Annotated in this window: 11 protein-coding genes; 7 read left to right on the top strand and 4 right to left on the bottom strand. The window is 46.7% G+C overall.

What is annotated here, in order from left to right; translation table 11 throughout:
• Positions 1–22: 22 nt before the first annotated feature.
• From aciT to serB, 3 genes are all read right to left on the bottom strand, one after another.
• Positions 23–424: an AciT family ciprofloxacin tolerance protein gene (aciT, locus tag DVY93_RS06350; RefSeq protein ID WP_230709820.1), complete on the bottom strand. Its 402-nt coding sequence runs from the start codon at positions 422–424 to the stop codon at positions 23–25.
• A 226-nt stretch (positions 425–650) separates the two neighbouring features.
• Positions 651–1646 carry a DUF368 domain-containing protein gene (locus DVY93_RS06345; protein ID WP_230709818.1) on the bottom strand — a complete coding sequence of 332 codons (996 nt, stop codon included), beginning with the start codon at positions 1644–1646 and terminating at the stop codon, positions 651–653.
• A 200-nt stretch (positions 1647–1846) separates the two neighbouring features.
• Entirely contained in the window at positions 1847–3037 is a 1191-nt protein-coding gene (gene serB, locus DVY93_RS06340) for a phosphoserine phosphatase SerB (RefSeq protein WP_193006730.1), read from the bottom strand.
• 415 nt (positions 3038–3452) lie between these two features.
• Between serB and DVY93_RS06335 the strand changes: the two genes are divergently transcribed.
• The 6 genes from DVY93_RS06335 (at position 3453) to DVY93_RS06310 (ending at position 8539) form a co-directional block, all read left to right on the top strand.
• Positions 3453–4934, top strand: a complete 1482-nt coding sequence (locus DVY93_RS06335; protein ID WP_193006731.1) for a hypothetical protein — start codon at positions 3453–3455, stop codon at positions 4932–4934.
• Between the two features lie 184 nt (positions 4935–5118).
• Entirely contained in the window at positions 5119–5352 is a 234-nt protein-coding gene (locus tag DVY93_RS06330) for a PA3496 family putative envelope integrity protein (RefSeq protein WP_230709816.1), read from the top strand.
• A gap of 279 nt (positions 5353–5631) precedes the next feature.
• The gene (locus DVY93_RS06325; protein WP_198333811.1) at positions 5632–6189 is read left to right on the top strand and encodes a UPF0149 family protein; all 558 of its coding nucleotides are present in this window, start codon (positions 5632–5634) and stop codon (positions 6187–6189) included.
• A 104-nt stretch (positions 6190–6293) separates the two neighbouring features.
• Complete coding sequence (locus tag DVY93_RS06320) at positions 6294–6725, top strand: YbjQ family protein (RefSeq protein WP_193006733.1); 432 nt, start codon at positions 6294–6296, stop codon at positions 6723–6725.
• Positions 6726–6773: 48 nt separating this feature from the next.
• Positions 6774–7295, top strand: coding sequence for a YbjQ family protein (locus tag DVY93_RS06315; RefSeq protein ID WP_230709814.1), 522 nt, complete (start codon positions 6774–6776; stop codon positions 7293–7295).
• 308 nt (positions 7296–7603) lie between these two features.
• Positions 7604–8539, top strand: coding sequence for a bile acid:sodium symporter family protein (locus tag DVY93_RS06310; RefSeq protein ID WP_230709812.1), 936 nt, complete (start codon positions 7604–7606; stop codon positions 8537–8539).
• 158 nt (positions 8540–8697) lie between these two features.
• On the opposite strand, the gene DVY93_RS06305 is transcribed toward DVY93_RS06310, so the two are convergent.
• Entirely contained in the window at positions 8698–9843 is a 1146-nt protein-coding gene (locus DVY93_RS06305) for a formate/nitrite transporter family protein (RefSeq protein WP_230709810.1), read from the bottom strand.
• A gap of 278 nt (positions 9844–10121) precedes the next feature.
• Between DVY93_RS06305 and DVY93_RS06300 the strand changes: the two genes are divergently transcribed.
• The gene (locus DVY93_RS06300; protein WP_230709808.1) at positions 10122–13082 is read left to right on the top strand and encodes a valine--tRNA ligase; all 2961 of its coding nucleotides are present in this window, start codon (positions 10122–10124) and stop codon (positions 13080–13082) included.
• Positions 13083–13280: the final 198 nt, after the last annotated feature.

Raw genomic sequence — 13280 nt, 5'->3', positions numbered from 1 at the left:
CATTAATATTATTAGAGCAGGCTTAATAAAAGCGTGGCTGATAGTCGTCATCATAAACAGGGGTGTGCTCAATATAGCGCGCCGCTTCTAGTTTGCGCTGTTGTTGTACTGATTGACTCACATCCTCATAACGTAGCGCCCGATATAGTACCCAAACCGTCAAAGGCAACCAACTAATACCCATGGCGACCACATAGCGGTGCCACTCTGATAGCTCAGACAGCAGAGGGCGAGTTGCTAAGGTGCTCTGGATGGCTTCCACGCCTAGCCAATACGCCATCCCACCAAATAGATACCACAGTAGCCAACGTTGTGATGATAAAGCGATTGCCACTACCGAGCCCGCTAGTACGCTATAACCAAGCAATTCAACATTGCTCCATGTGTCTATGGCAATAAAAGAAAATACAGTGAGTAACATCATTCATCTCGCTATTCATAAGGTGAATTCCAATGAGGCTATTATGAAAGTTTGGGGAACAAAGCTAAAGAGGGGAGAGGCGACTTTGCGACAACCGTTGACGTTTGATTTTTTAGTGCGTTTTGAAGTTTTTCTCGTGTAGATTTTGGGCTAAGCACCACAAAGATGGCGCTTAGTTTTGCAAACAGAGAGAGTTATAGAGAGGCTTATTCTGAACTGACGGTAGCGCTTAAACAGGGTTGCGACGGTTGCCCCACCACGATAACAGCGACACCAAAAATGCGCCCAGTAGCATCAGCCCTAGCGTGGTTAGCCAATGGGCGCCAGTAGGATAGTGCCAAGGCATGACGTTGTTTATCGCCTCGCTATTTAGCGTGCCCAAGGTATCCGTTTTCCACGGCCACACTTTGACCAAAGACCCTGCGATAAAGCCTGTCAGTAGCGCTAACGTGGCTTGATAGTAGCGGGATAACAACCATTTAAGGGCACGGGTAAACAACAACAGACCAGTGGCCATACCCGCAATAACAGTAAAGATGATACTAAAATTCAGGGTATGCACAGCTTCTAATACCGCGTCATAAGCACCCAACAACAGTAAAATAAACGATCCTGATATACCAGGCAATATCATGGCACAAATCGCGATAGCCCCAGCTATAAACAAATATGGCAAGCTGGGTGTGGTGGTGAGTAAGGGTAAACTACTGATGACCACAGCGAAGATAAGCCCAGTGGCAAACAATGCCACCCGGCCTACATTCCAGCGTTTAATCTCACTTAATAGGATAAAGACCGTGGCAACGACCAGCCCAAAAAAGAACGACCAGATATACAGAGGTTGATTGTCCAGCAAGTGTTTAATAATGCCAGCTAACGTCGCAAAACTGCTCGCAATACCGAGTAACAAAAACAGTAAAAATGTCGCATCGACCGCTCGCCAAACAGCAAGCAGCCCTTTGATACCGGCTTCTTGACGAAATGTCTGCCAGAGATTTGGGCCAATGCTGCCAAGCGCATTAATCAAGCGCTCATAAATCCCAGCAATCAATGCAATGGTACCGCCAGAGACACCAGGCACGATGTCCGCTGCGCCCATGCACATTCCTTTGATATAAACCCCCACTAATTGCTTAGGCGTATCGGCGGGTTTAGGAGGAGCATTCTTATCCAGTAGTGGTGGTGCTGACGGCTCGTTCGGCCGTGGTGATTGTGGTGCCGTCATGGACAATCCTTCATTATTTAACAATAAGTGTGGAGGGTTAATAAGTGTGGAGGGTTAATGGTATGTCGCGTTTATGGCCGCGCTAGAACAGGGACGCTAAAAATGGCTGTATGAAGCTGATGGCATGAAAAAAGCATAAAAGCCAGATTAATGATAAAAACATCAATCTAGCTTCTGGTATTGTTTTGAGAGTGTGGTCACTACTGTGTCGGCGCTAAGGCTGGATAGCCAAGCGCGTAAAGGGTGCCTTCAAGCCCAGTCACGTTGATCGCGGCATCGGCACGTGCTTGGACGATGGGCTTCGCATGGTAAGCGATGCCTAGATCGGCAATGCTCATCATCGGTAAATCATTGGCACCATCACCAACGCAGACAACTTGTGACATCGCGATACCCAAACGCTCAGCTGTGTGTTCGACGATAGCCGCTTTTTTGGCACCATTGACGATGGGCAGCTGGACATGACCTGTGACTTCATTTTCGTCGATGTCTAAGGCATTTGCATGAACTTCGTCAATGCCCAGCTGCTCAGCGATGTAGCGAGCAAAATAGGTAAATCCGCCTGAGACGAGCACCGTATGATAGCCTAAGGCTTTTAGCGCGCTAATGGTGGTGCGAGCGCCCATGGATAGAGTTAGGCGGCCACATATCTCATCAAGCACCTCGGTTGAGATGCCTTTTAATAACGCTACCCGTTTGGCAAAAGACTCATCAAACTCAATTTCACCGCGCATGGCAGCTTCAGTGATGGCGGCAACCTCCTCACCGATGCCTGCGGTTTTGGCCAGCTCGACGATGACTTCTTGCTCAATTAAGGTTGAATCCATATCAAAGCAGGCAAGCTTATGGGTACGGAGCATATGACCGACAGACGAAATATGGCAATCAACCACATCTAGGTGGTCGGTATTATTTGCATGATTAGCGTTTTTATACGCTTCAGTTAAATCGTGACGCAAGCGCGTCGTCAGCTGGTCATCAATGATGTGCGCGGCAGCGGTTTTTTTACCGGGGTGCATGAGCGTATCAGTCACTGGAACCAGCAAGTAGCGGAATACTTGCGACTGGGTAAAGGGTAGACGCTGCGCGTTCCCTGCCATCGGCTCTGTATCAGAAACGCTGATATTGACAAAACTGGCATCGGTATCTTCTGCGACGGTGACCAAATGCCAGCTTGGCTGCTCATCGACCCATGACTGTACATACTGATGGATATCAAGAGTGGATATTTTGTTAGGTAGTACGACAATGAGAGCAAACACAGGGAGAGACTGTAGCGCGTCAAAATCTTGTAAGTTGGTGCCTTCAGGTAGTAGTGATGCAATAGAATCGACGGCTTGTTGCCATGCTTTGCTGTCTTTTGGTAACGAATAAGATGTATTGTTTGGCATGGCTCAATTGTCCCTTGTATGCTCATATAAGATTAGGAATAATACCAGTTTTACTGGGCAGCGCCTATAGATGACACACAAAGTATCATGGTGGTGCAAAAACGGCTGTTATGGCTTAAAAGACCGTTAAAATTGAATACCATTATTACGATAAATTTATAAAGTTGCTCACGCTATAAGGTTTATTATGGTGATATAGTAGAGCGTAACAGGTGACTGTATTTCTGATAGTGTTATCAGTTACAGCGAGTCCAAAGTGCGCCAGCTTACGTTAAGTAACAACATCTTAGACAACAGCACTTGCTTTGAGTAACGGTTTGTAAAGATGTACGCAGTACCATTTTTTTAACTTAGCCAAAAAATGAGCGATAGCCTTGTTTTTTAATTTCTTTTATCCAAAAAAGTTTAACATATCATGACGTATTTAGCGCCGCGGCAAGGGTTGTTTGCCATTATTCTTCTGGTTAGTTTTTGTTTACAGACTCTGCTATTGGTCATCAGCACAGATCAGCAGCTGAGCAAAAGTCGTGCGTTAAAAGGCGAGCAGATGGTCGCCCAGCTGATTGATGAAGCACGGTTGTCTTTAGAAAATAAAGACCGTGTCAGCTTAAGTGTCATTGCCAATCGCTATACTAGTGAGCAAGACGTGACACGCATATTGATTAAAGACAATAACGACGATGTCTTGGTACCTGTTGGCAACGCGCCAATGCAGCAAGGGGATACCATTCGACAGATTGCCACCAATGGCGATGCGGTGATTGGCAGTGTGTCGTTGACGCTAAAAGATATTAGCAAAGGCGAGATTATCGCCATGCAATGGCCGTTTGTCATCGGTTCCATGCTACTGCATTTATTACTTTGGCTGATTTATGGTTATCTTGCTCGTCCAACCAAAGAGCAGATCAATGCCCTAAGCCGTGACATTCAAGACTTGCATCGCGAGCAGTATATGCAGATTGACCCGCGAAGCTATGATCGTGACTTTGAACGTCGTTCAACGGATAGAGACACGGTCGGTTCTACTGAGAGCACAACAGACAGTGAGACAACCCCTATGCACAAATTTGATGTGCACAGTGAAGTGAATCAATATTTAAAAACCCAGCAAAATCAAAACGGGGCGAGTGATACCGGTGGCGCTAGCGCCAGCACTACTGAAAGTGCAACTGCAGAGCGCACGGATCATCAGTCAGCCAGCAGACAAAATGAGATAAGCAGCGCTAATGCTAGCTCTAAAGATAGTAGCGCTCATAAGTCTAGTAGCGCCTCTCGACTGTCTGCCACCCGCTCGTTTGACAGTGTGAGAGTGCAGATTGTGTTTCATGATGAGTTCAATATGCTTGAGCGTCTGGCACCGGCTCAGCGTTTGCCTTATCTGGCGTTATGCACACAGCTGTTGAATCAAGCGGTGACCGAGCTACTCAAGCAGCCACTATTGCTGGGTGTGAGCGTGATGAATGAGCCACGTTTTGAAGATAATGGCGCAAGCGTGTTGTTAAAAGCGGACAACAGCCATGCAAAAGTTGCGCTCGCTGGTGTGATGCTTGGCAAACTGTACTTAATGCTCAACAAGATTATCCATGATAAGCATATTGAGCTGTCACGTTTTGCCTTGCCTGCCAAAGCGGGGGTCAGTGATGACGCGCAGTCAGAGGCGATGACGCAACTGCTACACAGTATCGGCAAAAAAGAGCAAATGCTGATCTTACTACCGAATGCAGGTACCAAGCAGATCAGTCACCATGTACAAGTACATAGCGTCATGCGTCCGACAACCGTCTATGAGCGCGAATGTGCCATATTTGATGGTGGTAATGATGCGATGATTCAGCGTTTAGCGGATGTCCGTAACGCCGTATTAATGGTAGAAAATGATGGCGAGTCATCTACTTAACCACACTGGGGCTTAGTGGTTTATACACAATTGTCTGCTGTAGGACTGGTATCGTTATGTTGGCTCTGAATACAAAATAGGCCATAGTGATAAAAAGGATTGACAACGCTTAACAGAGACTTTATAAGGCATATATATATTGATGTATTATTAATACCCTTGCTAAAAAAGATAGGAGTTTTTCATGAGTGACGCTGATATTGACGACGATTTTGATGATGATTTTGTCGACGATGATGATGCAAAGATGGTGGAAGAGGCCGAAACGAGTGTACGTACACGCTTAAGTAGCCTAGAGAAGCGTCGGTTGATTGACAACTTGCTAGAAGAAAAGCGTTTGGCCAAAGAGCTAAAAGACGATCTAGATGATATAGACAACTTCGATGAAGATGGCGATGACTGGGAAGACGATCTTTAGGCGTTAGACTCAGTTGTGATGGCAGTGAAGGTAGCCAAGTCATGTAAGCCGACTAACGCGCTTTATTACTGGATATTTATCTGGCTGCGCTAAGCTGATGGTGTCCTATTTGCCACTTTTTACAGTTGCTAGTAACCCGCTCTATTCAATGTTCTCACTTTATAATGGTGGTTTGGGTGTTTATCCAAACGACCTTTATCCTCAGATTTTCCGCTATCCTGCATTCATCCAATCATTTATTGCGACTGACGCAATCCATCTATTAAGGACCACTACCTCATGAGTAATCAACTAAGCTTCGATGAACTACTAGACTATTTAGACAATCAAGAGAGCCAGTTTGTGCTCGATAGTGTCGCGGCCCATGGTTTTTTGACCGCGACAGTGATCGGACGCCCGTTGCCAAACTGGATGGATGCCTTATTTGAAGGTCATACCAGTGAGATTCCAGACAATGTCATCGACGGTATCCAGCGCTGGCGTGACGCTATCATGGCGGAGCTAAAAAACGAGACGCCTATCGAGCTGCCGTTTGGTGAAGACGCGGGTAACGAAGAAGTGGCGGTCGATTTTTCAGATGAGTCAGACATCGTTGCTTGGTCGATTGGCTTTGTCGATGCGATGTATGGCGATGAAGCAAGCGACTGGTTTGAGGACGAAGAGACCGCAGAAGATGTGGCTGTATTGACCTTGCCTATGATTGTGTTGAGCGGTATCGATGATGAAGATCCAGAGCTGGCTGAGATGCGTCGCGATGAAGATAAATTGGTGCAAATGGCCAATAGTATCGAAGGCAACTTAACTGAGCTGTTTTTATTGTTCCATACCAATGATTAGTATCTTTTACAGCAGCACTGACCTCTAGTCGCCGTTTGGTTGACTATTGTCTATGCTGCTAGATGCTCATGATAATCCTATTAAGTCACCGATAAGGTCGTACTATGACTGTGCAACTCTCTAACCTCGAGCACTTGCCTAACTATCAGATCACCGAGCGCCTCGATGTGGTGTACGGTAGTACCGTGCGCTCAAAGCATGTCGGCAAAGACTTGTTTGCTGGGCTAAAAAACATCGTCGGCGGTGAGTTGACGGCTTATACCGAGCTGTTAGAAGAGTCGCGCCAAGAGGCGATAGACCGTATGATTATTAAGGCCGAAGCGTTGGGTGCGGATGCCATCGTTGGTCTGCGTTTTTCGACATCTAGCATCGCTCAGGGTGCCTCTGAGTTGTTTGTCTACGGTACCGCTGTCAAAGCCGTGCCTATGTCACAGCAATCCTATCAAAATCCGCCAAATGATGGTCAACAGCCCACCATGCAAAATCCAGCACCTGTGCCGACGGATGATTTGCCACGTTTCAATCCTTTTGGTTAATGAACCGAGCTTCAAAGCATTGATGCTTTTTACGATAAGAGACGTGCCATGAATAACTCCCTCACTCAAATGCTCATCAACTATGCGCCGTTTATTTTATTGTTCGCCGCTGGTTGGTTTTTTGGGTCGCGTCATGAGCGTCAGCATTTAGCGCAGCTGCGTGTTGCAGAGCAAGCGCTTGGTGATATTGTGGTGTCAAGCGAGCGTTTTTATCGTCCCACACTTGCCGCTCATAGTGAGGGCGAGTTGGTACTGGGCAGCGTGGTCATCGGCCAAGATTACTTTAAAATGATTGTCGCGCGCGTGCTCAGTCTGTTTGGTAAAAACCTGACCACCTACGAGACGTTACTAGATCGTGCCCGCCGAGAGGCTATCGTACGTATGCGTACTGATGCCAAAGCCAAAGGTTATAACCATATTTATGGTTTACGCCTTGAGGTCACCAATGTCAATCAATTGGGCAGCATGGTAGAAGCCATTGCTTATGGGACGGCGGTTATCAGTAGCGACACAGCCAGTAGTACGACAACGGTCCCTCCTCATCTACTACCTAGAACCCTGGCTATCTAAACTGCCTATCCCCGCTTATGTTACCCATTGTGAAAGATCCTTTCTTTATTTGACTGATGAGTAGTTGAATAAAGCAAATAATAGACTTTGACAGCGATATACTTACTTTTCTTGTACTCGTGTTTTTAGGATACGTATAGAGACGTCTCGTCTGAAAATAATACAGTATGAAAAACTCGATGGTATGAGAGACGAGTTGTACGAAAACGCTAATGACGTCGATGGCTTTTATCCAAACTATCAGCAGGATTGGCTGGTAGCGCATCACGGCATTGTCATAAACCGACCCAAAAGCGGGTCTTATCTACATGGATGTAGTTATGGAAGGTCTTGAGATAGTCACGTTAGTAAATTCAGTCGTCATTCCCATTTCTCTATTTTTTATCATGATGGGGATGGGCTTGAGTCTTGTTGTGAACGACTTCAAACGCGTTCTAAAGTTTCCCAAAGCGGTTGGTATAGGTCTCACCAATCAGCTAATCATGTTACCGATCATTGGTTTTTTATTAGCCAATATTATGCCGTTGTCGCCAGAGTATGCAGTAGGGGTGATGCTTCTTGTCCTGTGCCCAGGCGGTACAACGTCCAATTTGTTCACGTATTTGGCCAAAGGCGATGTTGCGCTGTCGGTTACCATGACGGCTATTGCTAGTGTCATTACGGTCTTTACGATTCCTGTGGTGCTCAGTTACTCCTTGATTCATTTTATGGGGGCAGGTAGTGAATTTCAGTTACCAGTCGTAAAAACCATGATTACCTTGATATTATTGACCATTGTGCCGATCAGCATTGGCATGATTATCAAGCGCTTTGCTCCTAAGATCGCTGAAAAATCACAAGTGTATGTGTCAAGGTTTGGTGTGGTATTTTTGGCGTTTTTGGTTTTGTTTTTAGTTTATGTCCAACGAGATATCATTGTTGGCTCCTTTATCGAGGTAGGGCCAGTATCCTTGTTACTGAATGTCTCAACCATGGCGCTGGGTTATTACACCAGTAAGTGGTTCGGATTGAATCTGGCACAAAGAACTTCTGTGACGCTAGAAGTGGGTCTGCAAAACAGTACCTTGTCTATATTTATGGCGTTGACGCTATTGTCCAGTTATCCAATGTCGGTCACGCCTGCTATTTACACGTTAATCATGTTCCTGACGGCTGGTATTTTAGTCAGAGTGTTTAGTGCTAAATATAATAAGCGAAAGAGGTCTGAAGTAGAGAGTAGCGTTTTGGCCGCACGTCGACTTTAGATAAAGTTGGCACACACTTAGCGTAATTACCGCGATTGATCGAGCTGTCATCTTGGCCCGCCACATTGCCCATAATAAATTTATAACGTCTAAACTTGTTATGGGCGATAAGTGCTTCTATGGTCAGCGCCTTTGGACGTCATAACCTCAATCAAACCCTAAGGCCGTCGGCCGTGTACGTGGGTTCTGGCGTCCGCTCTGTCATTGGCGGTTTGTTCTTTTACTTTTTCGACGTCAAATAAGAAGGTGCGGTTTTTGAGTACCGCGACAAACACCACGCCACCTATCGTATTACCGACCAAGATCACTGCTAAAAATAGCAAATAGCGCCATAAGCTAACCGTGTTGCCATATAACAGAGCTGAAAATATCTCAATGTTGCCAATGATACTGTGGTGCAGACCCAAAAACCCGATACTGCCAGTGATAACAGTGACTAAGACAATGCGGCTTAGGGTGTCGCGTGCTGAGGTCACAAGCCATGCGGTGACGCCCATCATCCAACCGGCCAATATGGCACTGCCAAATATGACCCACCATCGAAACCCCAAAATGTGCTCGGCATAAGCGTCAATATCACTCGCGCTAAACAGCTGCATATTTAAGCCCAAACCAATCATTAAAACGGCAAATAAACAACCGCCAACGACGTTACCCGCGATAACAATGCCCCAAAGACGTAGCAGCTTGTTTAAGGGTTCGATGCCGTTGAGGACAGGTAGGCTCAAAAGAGAGGTTTGTTCGGTAAACAGTAGCGACTGACCAATGACCACAATGATAAAACCGATGGGATAAAGGAGCGAGGCAATCACAAGCGCGTAGTGATTGGGCAGCACGCCACTGAGTAGAGCAAAAGCGGATAAAATCATAAAAAAACTGATGCCAATCTCTAAGCCTGCGGTCAAGGCACTGGTAAATAGCGATCCCAGCGAGCGCCCAAAAGTTTTTTTGGCGTCCATTGCCTGCTCAACCAATATACTGGCATGGCTTTTTGCTTGACTCAAATTGTCATCGTGGGCGACCTTTTTGATGGTTTCTTTGTCTTCTTTGCTAATCTCCTCAGAGAAATCCTCATCTTCTAAATGCTCAGTGGCTTCGGTGTCTTCTAGAACGTTGGTAACATCTAGAGCACCAGCATCACTATCGCTTTTATCCCTGTCCTCTTTATCCCTATAATCGAAATCAGATTTATCTTGTGGCATAACGTCAGCGTTATACTCATGATTGCTAGCATCGTCAATGGCGTGCTTGTCGTCGACACTGTCAGTCTGAGAGTGGGTTTTATGCTCGGTATCTTGGGGCACGGTCAGCTCGCTGTTTATCAGATAATGCTGTTAGTAGAAGGACATCCACTATATTCTATAGCGTGACTCACATTTTATAGCATGGCGACGACTTATTTTGTTGAGTGTTCAGTCGATTGGGGTTGTTAATTGTTTAATGCCGCTTGGTCACGCTGATAAATTGCCATAGCATCTAACAAAATCTGGCTATCTGCGTTAAAATCACGGTATTAATTATTTCGCCTATTATGCAAATTTTTGTTTAACCCCATTCATTATTAACAAAAGACAATTTTACTATGAGCACTCCTAATACCAAGGCCAACCTGACCCACTCCATTCAAGCTGCCTTAAGCCAACTTGAGCACGCTTACAATCCTGCGGAGATCGAGGCCGGCATGTATCAAGGCTGGGAAGAAAGCGGTTACTTTAAGCCAAGCTTTGATAAAGACGAGTCATTCTCTATCGCGCTGCCACCACCGAACGTCACAGGCTCGCTGCATATGGGCCATGGGTTCAACAATGCCATCATGGATGCGCTCACGCGTTATCACCGTATGGATGGTGACAATACCCTCTGGCAGCCGGGTACGGATCATGCGGGTATTGCCACGCAAATGGTCGTGGAGCGTCGCCTTGAAGCGCAAGGGTTAAAACGCCGTGATATGACACGCGAAGATTTCATCGATAAAGTGTGGGAGTGGAAAGAAGAGTCGGGCGGCAATATCACGAGCCAAATTCGTCGTTTGGGCAGCTCAGTTGATTGGTCGCGTGAGCGCTTTACCATGGATGATGGTCTGTCCAATGCGGTAAAAGAAGTGTTCGTACGTCTGTTCGATGATGGTTTGATTTATCGTGGTAAGCGCCTCGTGAACTGGGACCCAAAATTCCAAACAGCGCTGTCTGATCTAGAAGTCGAAAACCACGATGAAAAAGGCAACTTATGGCATTTCCGCTATCATTTCACGGATAAAGACTTGACCACCCAAGATGGTAAAAACTATCTGGTAGTCGCGACCACGCGTCCTGAGACACTGCTTGGTGATACGGCAGTGGCGGTCAATCCTAGCGATGAGCGGTATGCACATTTGGTTGGCAAAACCATTACGTTGCCAATCACAGGTCGCGTCGTGCCTATCGTTGCCGATGACTATGTCGAAAAAGACTTTGGCACAGGCTGCGTTAAAATCACCCCAGCGCATGATTTTAACGATTATGAATTGGGTCGTCGTCATAACTTGCCGTTGATTAACATCCTCGATGAGCGCGCCAATATCTTACCCGCGATGGAAGTCTATCCCGATCTGCAAACGCGTGAGCCTAAGCTTGAGACCACCCCTAGCGACCATTTAGGTAACAGCTATGCCGGGCTTGAGCGTTTTACGGCACGTAAATTTTTAGTGGCGCAAGCAGGCGAGGAGGGCTGGCTAGAGGACATCGAGGACTATGCCCTAAAAGCGCCGCGTGCAGAGCGTGGCGGCACCATCGTTGAGCCATGGCTGACCGATCAGTGGTATGTGGCAGTGAATAAACTGGCCCAGCCTGCGATTGATGCGGTAGAAGACGGCAGCATTGAGTTCGTCCCGGCCCAGTACAAAAACATGTATATGGCATGGATGACCGACTTACAAGACTGGTGTATCAGCCGTCAGCTATGGTGGGGTCATCGCATCCCTGCATGGTATGACGACGCGACTGGCGAGATCTATGTGGCGCGTGATGAAGCGGAAGTACGCACTAAGTACAACCTAAGCGACGACGTGACATTGCGTCAAGACGATGACGTACTCGATACGTGGTTTAGCTCTGGTCTTTGGACATTTAGTACGCTTGACTGGGCAGATGTGAACGCTGATCCGCGTGTGCTAGAGACCTTTCACCCAACCAGCGTGCTCGTGACAGGTTTTGATATTATCTTCTTTTGGGTTGCCCGCATGATCATGATGACCATGCACTTTGTGAAAAACGAAGATGGCACGCCGCAAGTGCCGTTTAAGACCGTCTATGTGCATGGTCTGGTACGTGATAGTAATGGTCAAAAGATGTCAAAATCAAAAGGCAACGTCTTAGATCCGATTGATTTGATCGATGGTATTGAGCTAGAAGCGCTGGTCGAAAAACGCACCAGCAATATGATGAATCCCAAAGACGCGGCTAAGATTGAGAAGCAAACCCGTAAAGAGTTCCCAGAAGGCATCCCCGCTTATGGCACCGATGCGCTGCGCTTTACCTTCACGTCATTAGCCAGTACCGGTCGCGATATCAACTTTGATCTCAAGCGTGTCGAGGGCTATCGTAACTTCTGTAATAAAATCTGGAACGCCAGCCGTTTTGTTCTGATGAACTGTGTCGATAGCGAAGGCAGTGCCAAGCCTATCGACCAAAGCGCAAATCCTGATGTATGGGAATTACCAGAAAAATGGATCATGAGTCGTCTGAACTCAAGCATCAAAGACATCCATCAGCATTTCGCCCAGTATCGTCTCGATATGGTCAGTCAAGATATCTATGAGTTTATCTGGAACGAGTACTGTGACTGGTATGTTGAGCTTGCCAAAGCCAGCCTAAATGATGACTCGGTGTCGGATGAGCGCAAAGCGCAAATCCGCTATGTGCTCCTGCACGTACTCGAGACCGCGCTACGCTTCACCCATCCCATCATGCCGTATCTGACCGAGCAAATCTGGCAGACCATCGCGCCGCTACTGGGTCGTAAAAACACCGACAGCATCGTGGTCGCGAGCTATCCACAAACCGATGATAGCCAGATCAGTGAGCAAGTGGAGGCGGATATGGCGTGGCTACAAGAGCTAATCGCGAGCGTCCGTAACATCCGTGGTGAGATGAAGCTGGGTAATGCCGTACGTCTGCCAGTGCTCCTACAAAACGTCTCTAGCGATGAAGAAGCGCGTCTATCACGTATCAAAAACCAGTTTAAAGCACTGGCCAAAGTCGAGAGCTTAGAGATCGTCAAAGAAGGCGATGAAGTACCGCTATCGTCATCAAGTATGGTCGGTCAGCTACGGGTACTTGTACCGATGAAAGGTCTGATTGATCCAACGGCTGAGCTGGCACGTCTCGGCAAAGCGCATGAAAAGCTACAAAAGCAAGCCGACGGTATCGCCCGTAAGCTAGGTAATGAAGGCTTTGTCAGTAAAGCACCAGCCGAAGTCGTCGATGCGGAGAAAGCAAAACTGGCTGAGCTAGAAGGGCAGTTGACGGCGATGACGGCGCAGATGGAGCAGTTAAAGGCGTTGTAATTTAAAAGTAGATATCTATATTAAAGAGAACGCTGTCACGATTGTGATGGCGTTTTTTATTGTCTACTGATTATAGTCAGTTTAAAATAAAACTGTTATGCTTTGGACAAATATCATAAAACAATTTGGATAAATCATTCTCCATCCAGCCTTGGCGTAGAAACTTCACCTGAGCCCATTTTTTCTCACTCGAGCATA

This window comes from Psychrobacter sp. CCUG 69069, assembly GCF_021023115.1.
Lineage (GTDB): Bacteria > Pseudomonadota > Gammaproteobacteria > Pseudomonadales > Moraxellaceae > Psychrobacter > Psychrobacter namhaensis.
This window is presented reverse-complemented; position numbering and strand designations above follow the sequence as displayed.